This is a genomic window from Nocardioides nitrophenolicus, from assembly GCF_016907515.1.
GTDB lineage: Bacteria > Actinomycetota > Actinomycetes > Propionibacteriales > Nocardioidaceae > Nocardioides > Nocardioides nitrophenolicus.
In genome coordinates, this window is sequence record NZ_JAFBBY010000001.1 from 3,559,207 (window position 1) to 3,573,413 (window position 14,207).

The window sequence follows — 14,207 nt, forward strand, 5'->3', positions numbered from 1 at the left end:
AGCCTCGGCAGTGATGACGCGCGACGTGGCGAAGGCCGTACCGGACCAGCAGGCCGAGCCGGTGACCCCGGACGTCCTCGACTCCCTGCTCAACACCTCGGTGACCCGGGGTGCGGAGGGAGTCGCGGTCTGGCGCGTCCCGACCGAGACGCTCGGCGACGAGGAGCTCGAGGTCGCCCGCGACTGGCTCGACGAGGACGAGCGGCGCCAGGCGTCGTCGTACGTCCGGGCCGAGCTGCGCCGCGCCTACGAGATCGCGCACGCCGCCGCGCGCCTGGTCGTCGGCTCGGTGTCGGACACCCCGCCCGAGAAGGTGGTCTGGGGACGGCATCCCTGTCCGGGGTGCGGTGAGCCCCACGGCCGCCCGCGGGCCGAGGGCGCCGGGGTCGAGTTCTCGCTGAGCCACACCCCCGGGCAGGTGCTGGTCGCGGTGGCCGACGGAGCGGTCGGCATCGACGTCGAGCGCCACCCCGACGACCCGGTGGCGCTCGCCAAGCTGCTGCACCCCCGCGAGCTCGAGGAGATCGAGGCCGCTGCCCACGGCACCCTCGACGGCGGCCGGGCGACGGTGCGGTTCACCCGCGCCTGGTCGCGCACCGAGGCATATCTGAAGGGGATCGGCATCGGGCTCGGCCGCGATCCCCACCTGGACTACCTCGGCACCGACGGCGCGCCCGGTCGGAGCCTCGGGTCGTGGACGGTGCGCGATGTCGTCGTACCGGAGGGCTACGGCGCCGCGCTCGCGCTGCAGAGGTAGTCGGCGACCGGATCTTGTGTGGCTCAGGTCACCCGCGAAGGTTAAATATCAGATCTGAGGCCGCCTGTACGCCGGATTTCACCGAAAACCTGGCCCCCGGGACCTTGGTCCTGCCTATGCTCCCTACTTGGGTTCCGATCGCCCCTTCCTGCTCGGGAAGGCGCGGACGACCGGAGCGGCTCTGTAGGGGCCTGGGTTTCGCGGTGGGGCGTGGACATCAGGCGCCCACCGTCGTCGTGCGTCCGCGGACCGCCCGTGTTCTCACCTTGCAATTGGTCGCGTCGGCCCCCCTCGACGCGGCGCAATGGGGGTATCCCGCACATGACGAACTCTCCGCGCCGAATCTGGCGCCCGACCACCTGGGCACTGCTGCTGCCGACGGTCGTGATGGTGAGCACCGTGCTCACTGGGCCCGCGCGCGCCGACGACGTGGACCCGGCGCCGGCCGCGCCCGACAGCTCGCAGTCCACGGCGACGCCGGACCCGACGCCGAGCCCCGAGCCGGAGCCGAAGCCCACGCCGGAGCCGAAGCCCGCGCCGGAGCCGAAGCCGGAGCCGAAGCCGTCCGACCAGCCGACGCCGTCCGACCAGCCCTCCGAGGAGGGTGAGAAGCCCGCGCCGAAGAGCGACGACGACGAGTCCGCGCTGCCCGACGAGGCCACCGCCGAGCCGACCGAGGCTGCCGCGCAGCCCGCGCCCGAGGTGGCGAAGCCGCCCGTGGCCAACAAGGCGCCGAGCACCTCCTTCGCCGCCGCGGCCGCCGCGGTCAACACCAAGAAGGTCGTCGTCTGCAAGTACGTGTCGACGCCGCCGGGCGTGCTGCACCACATCGTGATCCCCAGCGTGAACTCGCTGCCGGGCTTCCCGGGCACCTTCCCCTGGGCCTTCGCCGACGCGCAGATCTCGGTGGCGATCCGCTACGCCAACGACGGCGAGCAGGCCAAGGACGTGGCGCTGTCCGAGTGCCCCCAGCAGATCTCCGTGCCGACGGTCCCCGTCGACGACCCGTGCGGCGCGAACAACGCCGTCTACGGTCAGGTGCCGGCCGGCAACTACATGGTCGTGCGCAACGGCGACGGCTCGATCACCCTGGTCGCCAACGCCGGCTACCTCTTCTTCGGCGGCTCGACCACGGTCACCCTGCCGAAGCCGACCGAGACCTACACCGCTGCCTGTCCGGTCGAGATCCCGGTCCCGGCCGTGCAGTGGGACGACCCGTGCGGACCCGGCAACATCCATGCCCGCACCCCGGTCCCCGCGACCGCGGAGTACGACGGCGCCGTCCAACCCGACGGTTCGGTGACCTTCACCGTCAAGCCGGGGGCGGGCGTCACCTTCCCGGGTGGCCAGACCTCGGTCAACGTGCCGAAGCCGGCCGACAGCATCCAGGCGTGCGCCCAGGGCGAGATCCCGGTGCCGCAGATCCCGGCCGACGACCCGTGCGGGTCCGGCAACGCCGCCTTCCGCACCCCGCTGCCGACGGCGCCCAACGGGGAGTGGACGGCCGTCCTCAACCCGAACGGCTCGGTGACCATCACCGCCGGCCCCAACACCACCTTCCCCGGCGGTGACACCGAGGTGACGCTGCCCAAGCCGACGGAGACCAACACAACGGCCTGCCCGAAGAAGATCGTGGTCTGCAAGTACGTCTCCACCCCGCCGGGCGTGCTCGACCACATCATCATCGTCAGCGTCAACGCGGCGCAGTGGCCGGACAACACGTCCTTCCCGGTCCCGTTCAACGACGAGCAGAACTCGATCGCGATCCGGTTCGCCGAGCCCAACGAGCAGGCGCACGACGTCGACGTGGCCGAGTGTCCATCGGCGGCGACGGTGCCGACCGTGCCCAAGATCGACCCGTGCGGGCCGGGCAACGCCGTCTTCGGCGCCGTACCGCAGGGGCCGTGGACCGTGACGTCCAACCCGGACGGCAGCATCACGCTGACGGCCACCGGCAACGCCTACTTCCCGAACATGCAGAAGCAGGTCACCATCCCGGCGCCGACCGACAGCGGCATCGCGTGCATCGTGGTCCCGCCGCTGGACACCAAGGACCCCTGTGGCCCGAACAACGCCACGTGGGTGCTGCCGGCCGAGACCGACGAGTACTCCGTCGCGATCGTCCAGGGGCAGATCGTGCTCACCGCCAAGGACGACTACCGCTTCGACGGCGACGCGACGACGTACACCTACCAGGTGGCGGCAACGCCGACCGACTCCGGCACGGCCTGCCTGGTCGCGCCGGCCATCGCGCCGAACGACCCGTGCAACCCGGCCGGCGTCACGTCCAACGCGACCTGGGTCGTTCCGGCGGAGACCGCGGACTACACCGTCAGCGTGGTCAACGGCGTGATCACCCTGATCGGCAAGCTCGGGAAGGTGTTCGCGGGCGACCAGCCGACGTACGTCTACAACCTCCCGGCGACCCCGACCGACTCGGGCGTGGTCTGCACGGTGGGTGGCGTCGAGGAGACCCACAACCCGGGCAAGGCGAGCGAGGGCGAGGTCGACAGCGCCACCGCCGCCACCGGCCTGCCGAACACCGGCGGTCCCGCCGGCTGGCTGCTGCCGCTCGGCGGCGGTCTGGTGCTGGCCGGCGCCGGCCTGGTGCTGGCGATGCGGCGGCGGGTGGCGTGAGGGTGGCGTGAGGGCGGCGTGAGGGCGGCGTGAAGGCGGCGCTGTAACACGTTGTCCGCTGCCCTTGCTGACCCGTGTCCGATGTGGGCGACCCGCACAGCGCCCCTCGGGCGACGTCTGGGGTCGGGAAGAGCGGCGGGCAACGTGTTACAGCGGCCCGCAACGACCGGCTGACCGCCTGACCGGCCACCCGGTTGAACGCCACGGAGCCCGGGGCGAGGAGCGATCCTCGGCCCGGGCTCCGTGGCGTGGGCGGGCTCAGCCCTCCCGGATGGTCATCGAGGCGACCTGCTCGCCGGCCACGGCGAAGGTGAAGCGGCTCAGGCCGTTGGCGTAGTTGCTGCGCCAGTCGCCGACCACGACCACCTCGCCGGCGTCGGTCGTGCTCACCTCCTGGACGGTGAGCGTGCCCTCGGCGCCGATCAGCTCCTTGCTGCTCCAGCCGTCGATCGCCTCGCGCCCGCGGAACTCGCGGCCCCAGTCGTCGACGTACCCGTCGGCGGTGAAGGCGTCCAGGAAGGCCTGCTCGTCGTGACCGTTGACGGCCGCGATGAGCGAGGCGACGGGCTCGGGTACCTGCGTGGTCATGGCTGCTCCTCGATGCTCGGCTCGCACGTCGCGCGAGCGAAGGGACCGGCTCAGTGCCGGCGGTAGGCGGGGGAGGCGTCGTGCGCCCCCAGCTGGTCGCCGCGGACGAGCGGCGCGACGGCGAAGGTCACCGGCGACTCGGGGAACTCGCTCGCCCACTCCCGGCTCTCGGAGTCTGCCACGGCCACCGCCTCCGCGCGGCTGGCGAAGGGGCCGAAGTAGCGGTCGCCCGTCGGGCCGTGCGCGATGACGAGGTGCGGGCCCCGGAGCTCCGCGCGGACGTCCTCCTCGACCATCCGCGCCAGGGTCCGCTCCATGGCGGACGCGCGCTGCTCGAGGTGGGTCGGAAAGGGCAGCACATTGCACGGCAGCAGCGCCCCCGTGGTGGTTCCCGGTGCTCGGCTCATCGTTCCTCCTCCTGCCGGATCCGGCCCGGCTCCCGTGCTCCCTCGTGGAGGAGACAGCGGGCGCGGGCGTTCGTGACGCGAACCCGCCCGGATTTCTTCCGGAGCCGGTGCCGGCCGTGGGACGAGCTCAGGCGTTCGGGGTGATCGTCAGCGAGTAGTGGTGGAACTCGTCGTCGCGCCGCCAGCCCTCCGACTCGTAGAGCGCCTGCGCGGCCGTGTTGGTCGTCGCCGTCGACAGGTCCATCCGCAGTACGCCGTCGCGCCGGGCGCGGTCGGCGGCGGCGCGCATCAGCGTCCGCCCGACCTGCTGCCCGCGGCGGTCGGGTCGTACGAAGAGGTCGTAGAGCACGTAGATCGGCCCGGCCTCGACCGAGCACAGGGTCGGGTAGAGCTGCACGAAGCCGCCGAGCTCGCCGTCGCGCTCGGCGACCAGGATGACCGAGTCCCGTTCGCGCAGCCGGTCGGCGACGAACGCGCGAGCTCGGGGCAGGTCGGCGGGGCAGTCGTAGAACCGCCGGTAGGCGTCGAACAGGACGGCCAGGGCGGCCTGGTCCTCGGGGCGGGCGTCGCGCACCTCGACCGGCGGGCTCACGGCACCACCAGCACCGGCCACCGCCGCAGCCGCATCAGCTGCACCGGCAGCGGACCGCCGGGGCGCAGGTAGGCGTGCTGGCGCGACGAGCCGAGCACGATGAGGCCGGCGGCGAGCTCCTCGGCGACCTCGGCGATCACCCGCGCGGGCGGACCGGTACGCACGAACAGCTCCACGTCGACCGGCCACTGGGTCTGCGCGATGGCCGCGCGCAGGCTCCGCTCGACCTCGTCCTGGCCCTCGATCGCCGCCCGGACTGCCTGCTCCTGACCGAGCGAGGCCTCCGTGCTCAGGTCGCGGGCCAGGACCAGCGCGAGCCGGCTGCCCTGGCGCCGGGCCAGTCCGGCGGCGTACGCTCCCGCGCGCTCGGAGGTCACGCTGCCGTCGACGCCGGCCACGATCCAGGCGGTGCCGTCACGCCCGAGCTCGAAGCCGGTGCTGGACTGGTGGGTCACCGGGCCAGGGTACGACGAGCGGCGGGCCGCTCCTCAGCGGTCGGTGAAGCGCACCTTGGGGCTGCGGCAGATGAGCAGGCGGCGGACCCGGGCGCCGTCGTCGGTGAGCTGCGCGCTGGCGTTGAACGAGGCCTCGAACGCCCCGTCGCGACGGGTCTCGCCGAGCACCAGCTCGGTGCCGTCGACCCGGGCGCCGCCGAGGATGTGGTGGGTCAGCACGCTCACCTCGCGCTGGGCGAGGTAGACCTCGAGGCCCGCCCGGTCGCCCTCGAACTCGGCCGCCTGGTCGCCGGTGGAGAACAGGATCGAGAGCCGGAAGTCGTCGGTGATCATGTCGAGCACCCGCTCGGGGGTGGTCGAGTCCATGATCTCGAACCAGTCGCGCAGCAGCGGGGTCGCGGTCATCGGGGTCGGCTCCTCAGGCATCGGGCAGCAGGGACAGTTCGGTGTCGAACGACACCTGGTACGCCGTGATCAGCCCGTCGTCGCCGACGCGCACCGAGGCGAGGAAGTGGCCGGTGGTGGTGCGCTCGTCCTCGACGACCTTGCCGTAGACGAACTCCAGGTCGCCCGCGACGCTCTCGCGGAGCGGGACATGACGCCGGACCACGTCCCCGCGACCGGACAGGTAGGCGCGCAGGTCCTCCCGACGGGTGCCGCGGACGGCCTTGCCGGGCAGCAGGATCGCGGATCGCACGTCAGGCGCGAGGAACGCCATCGCGGTGTCGAGGTCGCCATCGTCGACGGCGGCGTAGTAGCGGACGAGCGTCGTGCTGGACATGGACTGAACCTAGTTCAATTCGCGCCTCCCTGTCCAGCGCTTGCCCCGCACGGCGCGGGCGCCTACCCTCAATTGAACTGAACTCAATCCAATTCTTTGGAGGGCGCCGTGGTCCACCCCTGGCCAGAACTCGATCCCGCGCTCATGGCGCCCGTCGCCGAGCGCGACCAGCTGCGGGAGGTGGTGCGCGACCTGCTGCGCAAGGACGCCGGCCACGAGCAGGTCCGCGCCTCGGCCGACTCGGCGGTGGGCTACTCCGAGGACCTCTGGCGCCGGCTCAACGCCGAGCTCGAGATCGGCCGGCTCGCGGTGCCGGAGGCGGTCGGCGGGCACGGCTTCGGCATCGCCGACCTCGCCGTCGTCCTCGAGGAGTGCGGCGCCGCGCTGCTGCCCGAGCCGGTGCTCGGCTCGGCGGTGCTCGGCTGCCAGGCGCTGGCCGCCGCGGACCAGCCGGCCGGGATCGGCGACCTGCTGGAGCCGGCCCTCGCCGGTGAGCTCGTCGTCGCGGTGTCCCAGGGCGGCGCGGAGCTGACGGCCGAGCGGACGAGCGACGGGTGGCTGGTCCGGGGTCGCCGCGAGCGGGTGCCGCACGGTGCCGCCGCCGACCTCGTCGTCGTGGACGCCGCGACCCCCGAGGGGAGCGCGCTGTTCGTGCTGCGGACCGATGACCTGGAGGTCGCCGCGCGGACCACGATCGACCCGACCCGCCGGCAGGCCGACCTCGCCGCCGACGCCGCGCCGGCGCGCTGCGTCGTGGGCCCGGAGCGGGCGCCGCGGGCGCTCGAGCGGCTGCGGACCCTGACCGCCCTCGCGGTCGCCGCCGAGCATGCCGGGATCGTCGGCGAGCTGCTGCGGAGCACGGTGGAGTACGTCGAGCAGCGCGAGCAGTTCGGCCGGGCCATCGGCTCCTTCCAGGCGGTCAAGCACCGCCTCGCCGACGTCCTCGTCGACCAGGAGCGCGCCCGGTCGGCGGCACGCTACGCCGCGCTCGCCTACGACGCCGACCCGGCCGCGGCCGCGCTCCCCGCGACCATCGCCGCCGCCGTGTGCGGCGACGCCGCGATGCGGACGGCGCACGAGGCGGTGCAGCTGCACGGCGGCATCGGCTTCACCTGGGAGCACCACGCCCACTACTACGTACGCCGGGTGCTCGGCGACGAGGGCCTGTTCGGCTCGTCGCGGGCCCAGCGGGCGCGGGTCGCCGACCTGGTCGGCGTCTGATCCCGCGCAACGACGACGAAGGGGCGCCCGGCCGAGCCGGGCGCCCCTTCGCGCGTCTGGACTCCCGCGTCGCAGACCGTCAGGCGGTGACCGGGGCCGCGGCGGTCGCCGCGGCGGTCAGCCCGAACACCAGGGCCGAGGCGAGGCCGCCGGCGTAGGCGCGGTGGTAGAGCCCACCGGTGTCGGAGCCGGCGCAGAGCAGGCCGGGGATCGGCGCACCGGCGGGGTCGAGGACCCGGGCCTGGTCGTCGATCCGGATCCCGTGGAACGGGAAGGTCACGGCGGGCACGCACTCGACGACATACCAGGGGCCCTCGGTCAGCGCCGCCGCGTCCTTCGCGCGGCCCGGTGTCAGGGGCTCGCCCGCGGCGGCCGTGCGGTTGAACTCCTCGATCGCGGCCCGGATCGCGGCGCCGTCGTAGCCCCACTCCTCGGGCAGGTAGTCCAGCTCGTCGAGCGTCTCGGCCAGGCCGACCCGCCCGCCGCGCCGGTTGGCCAGGGCGTACTTGTCGACGGCGACCGCGCCCTCGACGTACGAGGCGACGATCCACTCGCGATGCACCCGGGCGTCGCAGACGAGCAGTCCGCGCGACTCCGGCTGCTCGAGCAGCGCGACCGTCGTCAGGTGGTCGCCCAGGGTCTCGTCGGTGAAGCGCTGGTTGTCGAGGTTGAAGAGCAGCGCGTGCTCGCTGTAGTAGAGGGAGAGGTCGACGAAGTCCGCCGGGTCCGCGAAGGGGACTCCGCTCGGGATCAGGTGACCGTAGAAGCCGGCGTCCTCGGGGCCGGTCGCGGCGCCGACGGCCGTGGCGAGCCGGTAGCCCGCTCCGGAGCTGTGCGGGTTGGCGCGCAGCTGCATCTCGCCGGCCCGGGGGTGCACCTTCTCGGCGAGCAGGTCCGGGTCGCCCTGGAAGCCGCCGGTGGCCAGCAGCGTCCAGCCGGCCCGGATCTCCTCGGGGCCGTCCGGGCCGGTGACCTCGGCGCCGACCACCCGTGCGCCGTCGGTGAGCAGGCGGGTGGTCTCGGTGCGCAGCCGGACCTCGCCGCCGGCGTCGACCACGACCCGGCGGCAAAGGTCGACGTACTGGTTGGTGTCGAACTGGTGGCCGCTGCCGAAGCCGAGGATCGGGACCGCGTCGCGCGCCTCCACGCCGACCGAGCGGATCCACTCGACCCCGTCCGGGAAGCGGTCGACGAGTGCGTGCCGCAGCCGGACGTCGCCGCGCGGGTTGACCTCGTCCATGACCGCGCGGCTGGGCGCGGTCCAGGCGTAGCCCGCGAAGCGCGCGGACCCGCCGACGTCGTCGCCGACCTCGACGACCACCACCCGGCGGCCCTCGCGCGCGGCGCGCGCCGCAGCGGTGAGTCCCGCCATCCCGGCGCCGATGACCAGCAGATCCGTCTCGACCATCTCGCAGTCGTCCCTTCCGTCAGTGATGCTCGTTACTCTAAACTAAACTCACTTCAGTTCAAGAGGATGGTGGGAGATGGTCCCCGAGTCGGTACGCCGGACCGCCGCGTCGACCGGACCCGGGGCGGCGCTGCGGGTGCGCACCTTCCGGCTGCTGATCGCCGTCCAGCTGGTCAACGCGATCGCGGTCTGGGTCCACGTGGTCGGCGTGCAGTGGCTGCTCACCGAGCGGGGCGAGGCCGCGGTCGTGGTCTCCCTGGCCCCGGCGGCGATGTCGCTGCCGTTCATCGCGCTCGCCTTGCCCGTCGGCGTCGTCGTCAGCCACGCGCGCCGGCAGCGGCTGATCGGGGGCGCGGTCGCGCTGTCCGGTATCGCCTCGGTCGCCGCGTCCCTGCTCGTGCTCTCCGGCGCCGACCGCGCGGCCCCGCTGCTCCTGACGGTGCTCGTGATCGGCGGCGCCCTGGTCGTGGTGGGGGTGGCCTGGCAGTCGCTGCTGCCGGAGGTGGTGCCCCGGGCGGCGGTGCCCTCGGCGGCCATGGTCGACGGCGCGGTGTTCAACATCGCCCGCGCCGTCGGTCCGCTGACCGCCGGCATCCTCCTCGGCCTCAGCGGTCCGTTCGTGCTCTTCGGCTCGGTCACCGCGCTGTTCGCCGGCGCCGTGCTGCTGTTGGTTCTCGCCGGCCCGGGAGGCGACGGCCACGCGCCGCGCACCGAGTCCATCGGCGCCGCGGTGGGCGGCGCGCTCCGGTTCGTCCGGCACTCGCCGTGGACCCGCGGACTGCTGGTGCGCATGGTGCTCTTCGGTCTGCCCGCGAGCGCGCTGTGGGCGCTGGTCTCGCTGGCCGTGCACGACCTGATGGGACTCGGGGCCGCGGGCTTCGGCATCGCCATGGGCCTGCTCGGCGTCGGCGCGGTCACCGCCGCGCTCGCCCTCGGGCGGGTGCGGGCCCGGTTGCCCGCCCATGTCTTCGTCGCCCTGCTCGCCTCGGCGTACGCCGTCAACCTGCTCGCGCTGGGCCTGGTCCGGGAGCTGTGGCTGCTGGCGCCCTTCCTGGTGCTGGCCGGCGTCGGCTGGGTCGCGGTGCAGAGCACCTGGATGATGCTCGCGCACCAGGCCCTGCCCGACTGGGTGCGGCCCCGCGTGATCGCGCTGGTGCTGATGCTCTTCCAGGGAGCCCAGGCGCTCGGCGCGCTGCTGTGGGGCGCGGTCGCCGATGCCGTCGGCGTCGACCTGGCGCTCGGGATCGCCGCGATCCTGCTCCTCGGGTACGCCGGCTGGCTGGCGCTGGGCGGGCTGAGCTCGAGCGCCGGCATCGAGCCGGTGCTCGCGACGCCCGACGCCGCGATCCCCGCGCTGGTCGAGCGCGCCGAGGAGGGCGAGCTGCTGGTCCGCTACGAGTACCTGGTCCCGCCGGGCCAGGAGGCCGCCTTCGGCGCGGCGATGGCCGACCTGCGGCTGTCGCGGCTGCGCCTGGGCGCGCGGGCCTGGCGCCTCGATCCCGACCCGGACGCCACCGGTCGTCAGGTCGAGAGCTACCGCGTGCGCGACCGCGCGCTCCTGCTCGAGCAGGAGACCACTCGGCTGACCGTGCCCGAGAGGCGGCTGCGCGACGCCGTCCGGGCCCTCAGTGCCCAGGCCATCGGCCCGTTGCTGACGTCGACGGGACCGGATCGATCAGGAGGAGATGCATGAACGAGAACGCACTGACCGCGGCCCGGTTCGCCGGACGGACCGCGCTGGTGAGTGGCGGTGGGTCGGGGATCGGCGCCGCCGTGGCCCGCCGGCTGGCCGCGGAGGGGGCGGCGGTCCACGTCGCCGACGTGGTGGGCGAGAACGCCGCCGCGGTGGCCGCGGAGGTGGGCGGCACGGGGTACGGCGTCGACGTCACCGACGCGGCCGCGGTCGACGCGCTCGTCGAGGGCATCGTCACGCAGGGCCCGCTCGACGTGGTGGTCCACACCGCCGGCGTCGACGACCCGGTCGCCAAGGCCTGGATCCGTGAGGCCGGCGAGGGCGATGCACCGGTCGACGTGATCGCGCGGCTCAGCGACGAGCAGTGGCGCCGGGTGCTGGCCATCAACCTCGACGGCACCTTCCACGTGCTGCGCGCGGCGGTGCGGGCGATGCGGCCCCGGAGGAGCGGGGCGGTCGTCACGGTCGGCTCGTCGGCCGCCTTCGACACCCTGGTCGGCTATCCCCACTACGCCGCCTCGAAGGCCGCGGTCCACGCGCTGAGCCAGTCCGTCGCGAAGGAGGCCATCGCCTACGGCATCCGGGTCAACACGGTGGCCCCAGGGCCGGTCGACACCCCCATGGCCGGGCGGACACCGGCCTCGGTCCGGGCGGCGATGGAGGCGACCGGCGCGATCGGCTACGCCAGCGCGGAGGAGCTCGCCGACAACATCTGCTATCTGGCCTCGCCCGGCGCCGCCAACGTCGTGGGCGCGGTGCTGCTGAGCAATGGCGGAAGGTTCACGGTCTCGTGAGCGGCCACGACGCCTTCCCGCACGCGTTCTCGCCGTTCACCGTCGGCCCGATGACACTGCGCAACCGGCTGGTCGCGCTGCCGGCGGGCACCAGCCTGGTCGAGCGCGGGGTGCCCACGCATGGCGACGTGGAGCACTTCGAGCGGCTCGCGGCCGGCGGGGTCGGCCTGGTGGTGGGCGGCGCGATCGTCGTCCACCCCACCACCACCCTGCGCTCGCGCAAGCTGGTCGAGGCCTACGTCGACGAGGTCGTGCCGGCGCTGCGGGAGAAGGCCGACGTGATCCACCGCCACGGCGCGAAGTTCGTGGGCCAGCTGGTCCACCTCGGGCGCGAGTTCATCGGCGGCGAGTCGGACGCCCCGCCGATGGCGCCGTCCGCGATCAAGACGCCCCGGGACGCCTATCCGCCTCACGAGCTGAGCGTGCGCGAGATCGACGACATCGTCGAGGGCTGGCGGGTCTCGACCGAGAACCTGGTCAAGGCCGGGCTGGACGGGGTGGAGATCCACGCCGCCCACGGCTATCTCGTCGCCCAGTTCTTCTCCCCGCTCACCAACCGGCGCACGGACGCCTTCGGCGGCTCCTTCGACCGGCGGATGCGCTTCGCGCACCTGGTCATCGAGGCGATGCGCTCGGTGATGCCCGACGACTTCGCGCTGGGTGTCCGGCTCAGCGGGGAGGAGGAGATCCCCGGGGGGATGGGGATCGAGGACTGCGTGCGCATCGCGGAGGATCTCGCCCCGTTGGGTGTGGACTACTTCAGCATCACCCATGGCACCCGCGGCAGGTACGTCAAGGACTCGACCCATCCCGACGCGGTCGCCGTGCCGTCCGCCGCGCGAGTCCGGGCCGCGACGGGGATCCCGACGCTGGTGGGCCAGCGGATCCGGGACGTCGCCACGGCCGACCACATCGTGAAGGCCGGGCACGCCGACCTGGTGGGCATGGCGCGAGCGCTGATCGCCGATCCGGACCTCCCGGTCAAGTCAGCGACCGGACGGCTCGACGAGATCCGGGGCTGCCTCGGCGTCAACCAGGACTGCCGGGCCTTCGACCCGCACCTGCACTGCGCGGTCAACGCCGAGATCGGCCGCGGACGCCACCCGGGCGTGGGGGTGCGGGCGGCGCGCAGCCGGGAGGTCTACGTCATCGGCGGGGGACCGGCCGGCCTGGAGGCGGCCCGGGTCGCGGCTGGACGGGGGCACCGGGTCACCCTGTTCGAGCAGGCCCCGGTCCTGGGGGGTGCGGTCGCGGTCGCTGCCGCCGCGCCCCGGCGCGCGACCCTCATCGACATCGTCGACTACCTCGAGCGGGAGCTGCGGCGGCTGAAGGTCGAGGTCAACCTCGGCGCGGCGATCGACGAGGCCGACCTGGCCGAGATCCGGTCGATGGCCGACCACGTGGTGCTCGCGACCGGCGCCCGGCCCGCTCCGGCGCCGGTGGTGTCCGGCGTACCCGCGGTGGTGTCGGTCGACGACGCGATCCTCGGCCGCATCCCGGATCTCCCGGACCGGCGGGCCCTGGTCTACGACGAGAGCGACGGCTTCTGGCCGGCCTACAGCGCCGCGGAGGCGCTGGCGCACCAGGGCTGGCAGGTCACCTTCGCCACGCCGCTCACGGGCCTGGCGACCCGGGTGCCCGCGGAGAGCGCGGGGCCGCTGCTGACCCGGCTGGGACAGGCCGGCGTCGAGCTCCACGTCGGCCGCGAGCTCGTGGCGCCCGAGGACGGTGCGCCCGTGCTGCGCGACGTCTTCAGCGGCGCCGCGAGCCCCGTGCCGGAGTCGGTGCTGGTGTGGCATCAGCCCCGGGTGCCGGTGCTCCCGGGCGCCTGGCCGTCGGACGGGCCCGGTGCGGAGCTCAGTGTGATCGGTGACTGCGTCGCGCCGCGCCGGATCGGCCACGCGATCGCGGAGGGCTACCGCGTGGGCGCCGGCATCTGAGCACGACGACGGCGTCCCGAGCGCATTCGGCGGCGCTGCCCCTTGACAGGTGTACTGAACTCACTTCAAACTAAACTGAATCCAGTTCGGTTCTGAAAGGACTAATGACCATGGTGGACACCGACCACGTTCTTCTCGAGAAGGACGGCGACGTCGCCCGGGTGTGGCTCAACCGCCCCCACAAGAAGAACGCCGTCACGGTGGAGCTGCTGCACCGCCTCGACGAGATCATCAAGGAGGTCGACGAGGACCCCGACCTGAAGGTCCTCGTGCTCCGCGGCGTGCAGAACCAGTTCTGCTCGGGCTTCGACCTCGACGAGCTGCTCTCCGACTTCATCGGCACCACCACCGCGATGGACGTCGCGGTGCTCAGCGCCCAGGTCTGCGACCGCCTCTACTCGATGAACACCCCGTCGGTCGCGGTCCTCGAGGGCTACGTGACCGCCGGTGGCTTCGAGCTGATGATCTCCTGCGACTTCGCGATCGCCTCGGACGACGCCAAGATCGGCGACTTCCACATCCGCCGCGCGCTCTTCGGCGGCGCCGGCCCGATCTACCGCCTGCCGCGGATGATCGGCCTGCGCAAGACCAAGGAGCTGATGCTCACCGGCAAGCTCCTGTCGGGCCAGGAGGCCAAGGACTTCGACCTGATCAACGACTCGGCGCCGGCCGACCAGCTCGACCAGCGGGTCGAGGAGTTCATCGGCACCCTGACCGACAAGTCGCCGTTCATGATGAAGCTGACCAAGATGGCCATCAACCAGGGCCTCGACGCCGACGTGAAGTCGCTCATGATCATGGAGCACCTGGCCGTCGGCAACGCGCTGCAGTCCGAGGACGGCAAGGAGGGCGTCCAGGCCTTCCTCCAGAAGCGCGAGCCCAAGTGGGTCGGTCGCTGACCCGTTCGACCCTGTCCGCGCTGGATATCCACTCG

General features: G+C 73.2%; 14 protein-coding genes. 7 read left to right on the forward strand and 7 right to left on the reverse strand.

Going from position 1 to position 14,207, the window contains the following annotated elements; genetic code table 11:
• The first annotated feature begins 13 nt into the window (after window positions 1–13).
• Together JOD66_RS17365 and JOD66_RS17370 are read left to right on the forward strand one after the other, a co-directional pair.
• On the forward strand, window positions 14–757 hold the full coding sequence (locus tag JOD66_RS17365; protein WP_204838091.1) for a 4'-phosphopantetheinyl transferase family protein: 744 nt from the start codon (window positions 14–16) through the stop codon (window positions 755–757).
• A gap of 321 nt (window positions 758–1,078) precedes the next feature.
• On the forward strand, window positions 1,079–3,394 hold the full coding sequence (locus tag JOD66_RS17370; RefSeq protein ID WP_204838092.1) for a hypothetical protein: 2,316 nt from the start codon (window positions 1,079–1,081) through the stop codon (window positions 3,392–3,394).
• Window positions 3,395–3,652: 258 nt separating this feature from the next.
• Here the strand turns inward: JOD66_RS17370 and JOD66_RS17375 are convergent, their stop codons facing one another.
• The 6 genes from JOD66_RS17375 to JOD66_RS17400 all read right to left on the reverse strand — a co-directional run bounded on the left by JOD66_RS17375 (window position 3,653) and on the right by JOD66_RS17400 (window position 6,217).
• Complete coding sequence (locus JOD66_RS17375) at window positions 3,653–3,982, reverse strand: nuclear transport factor 2 family protein (protein ID WP_204838093.1); 330 nt, start codon at window positions 3,980–3,982, stop codon at window positions 3,653–3,655.
• Window positions 3,983–4,032: 50 nt separating this feature from the next.
• A complete protein-coding gene (locus JOD66_RS17380; protein ID WP_204838094.1) occupies window positions 4,033–4,389 on the reverse strand; it encodes a hypothetical protein in 357 nt (118 codons plus the stop codon).
• A gap of 127 nt (window positions 4,390–4,516) precedes the next feature.
• Window positions 4,517–4,981 (reverse strand): GNAT family N-acetyltransferase, encoded by a 465-nt coding sequence (locus tag JOD66_RS17385; protein WP_204838095.1) that lies wholly within the window; start codon window positions 4,979–4,981, stop codon window positions 4,517–4,519.
• Window positions 4,978–5,436, reverse strand: coding sequence for a universal stress protein (locus JOD66_RS17390; protein ID WP_204838096.1), 459 nt, complete (start codon window positions 5,434–5,436; stop codon window positions 4,978–4,980). The genes JOD66_RS17385 and JOD66_RS17390 overlap by 4 nt, the downstream gene beginning before the upstream one ends.
• 33 nt (window positions 5,437–5,469) lie before the next feature.
• Entirely contained in the window at window positions 5,470–5,841 is a 372-nt protein-coding gene (locus JOD66_RS17395) for a hypothetical protein (RefSeq protein WP_204838097.1), read from the reverse strand.
• Between the two features lie 13 nt (window positions 5,842–5,854).
• Entirely contained in the window at window positions 5,855–6,217 is a 363-nt protein-coding gene (locus JOD66_RS17400; RefSeq protein WP_204838098.1) for a nuclear transport factor 2 family protein, read from the reverse strand.
• Window positions 6,218–6,361: 144 nt separating this feature from the next.
• Here JOD66_RS17400 and JOD66_RS17405 point away from each other — a divergent pair, with 144 nt between their 5' ends.
• Window positions 6,362–7,438, forward strand: a complete 1,077-nt coding sequence (locus JOD66_RS17405; RefSeq protein ID WP_204838099.1) for an acyl-CoA dehydrogenase family protein — start codon at window positions 6,362–6,364, stop codon at window positions 7,436–7,438.
• 79 nt (window positions 7,439–7,517) lie between these two features.
• Here JOD66_RS17405 and JOD66_RS17410 read toward each other — a convergent pair whose 3' ends face one another.
• The gene (locus JOD66_RS17410) at window positions 7,518–8,846 is read right to left on the reverse strand and encodes an FAD-dependent oxidoreductase (protein ID WP_204838100.1); all 1,329 of its coding nucleotides are present in this window, start codon (window positions 8,844–8,846) and stop codon (window positions 7,518–7,520) included.
• A 76-nt stretch (window positions 8,847–8,922) separates the two neighbouring features.
• On the opposite strand from JOD66_RS17410, the gene JOD66_RS17415 reads away from it, so the two are divergent.
• The 4 genes from JOD66_RS17415 (at window position 8,923) to JOD66_RS17430 (ending at window position 14,172) form a co-directional block, all read left to right on the forward strand.
• A complete protein-coding gene (locus JOD66_RS17415; protein ID WP_204838101.1) occupies window positions 8,923–10,539 on the forward strand; it encodes an MFS transporter in 1,617 nt (538 codons plus the stop codon).
• Window positions 10,536–11,333, forward strand: a complete 798-nt coding sequence (locus tag JOD66_RS17420; RefSeq protein WP_204838102.1) for an SDR family NAD(P)-dependent oxidoreductase — start codon at window positions 10,536–10,538, stop codon at window positions 11,331–11,333. Before JOD66_RS17415 ends, JOD66_RS17420 begins: the two co-directional genes overlap by 4 nt.
• Window positions 11,330–13,273, forward strand: coding sequence for an oxidoreductase (locus JOD66_RS17425; protein ID WP_307823589.1), 1,944 nt, complete (start codon window positions 11,330–11,332; stop codon window positions 13,271–13,273). Before JOD66_RS17420 ends, JOD66_RS17425 begins: the two co-directional genes overlap by 4 nt.
• Before the next feature lie 110 nt (window positions 13,274–13,383).
• Window positions 13,384–14,172, forward strand: a complete 789-nt coding sequence (locus JOD66_RS17430) for an enoyl-CoA hydratase/isomerase family protein (RefSeq protein ID WP_204838103.1) — start codon at window positions 13,384–13,386, stop codon at window positions 14,170–14,172.
• The last annotated feature ends 35 nt before the right edge of the window (window positions 14,173–14,207 follow it).

Coding starts and splice junctions, on each gene's coding strand:
- JOD66_RS17430 (WP_204838103.1), top strand. CDS start 13,384: ATGGTGGACACCGACCACGTTCTTCTCGAGAAGGACGGCGACGTCGCC.
- JOD66_RS17400 (WP_204838098.1), bottom strand. CDS start 6,217: ATGTCCAGCACGACGCTCGTCCGCTACTACGCCGCCGTCGACGATGGC.
- JOD66_RS17405 (WP_204838099.1), top strand. CDS start 6,362: ATGGCGCCCGTCGCCGAGCGCGACCAGCTGCGGGAGGTGGTGCGCGAC.
- JOD66_RS17375 (WP_204838093.1), bottom strand. CDS start 3,982: ATGACCACGCAGGTACCCGAGCCCGTCGCCTCGCTCATCGCGGCCGTC.
- JOD66_RS17365 (WP_204838091.1), top strand. CDS start 14: ATGACGCGCGACGTGGCGAAGGCCGTACCGGACCAGCAGGCCGAGCCG.
- JOD66_RS17410 (WP_204838100.1), bottom strand. CDS start 8,846: ATGGTCGAGACGGATCTGCTGGTCATCGGCGCCGGGATGGCGGGACTC.
- JOD66_RS17420 (WP_204838102.1), top strand. CDS start 10,536: ATGAACGAGAACGCACTGACCGCGGCCCGGTTCGCCGGACGGACCGCG.
- JOD66_RS17415 (WP_204838101.1), top strand. CDS start 8,923: ATGGTCCCCGAGTCGGTACGCCGGACCGCCGCGTCGACCGGACCCGGG.
- JOD66_RS17395 (WP_204838097.1), bottom strand. CDS start 5,841: ATGACCGCGACCCCGCTGCTGCGCGACTGGTTCGAGATCATGGACTCG.
- JOD66_RS17370 (WP_204838092.1), top strand. CDS start 1,079: ATGACGAACTCTCCGCGCCGAATCTGGCGCCCGACCACCTGGGCACTG.
- JOD66_RS17380 (WP_204838094.1), bottom strand. CDS start 4,389: ATGAGCCGAGCACCGGGAACCACCACGGGGGCGCTGCTGCCGTGCAAT.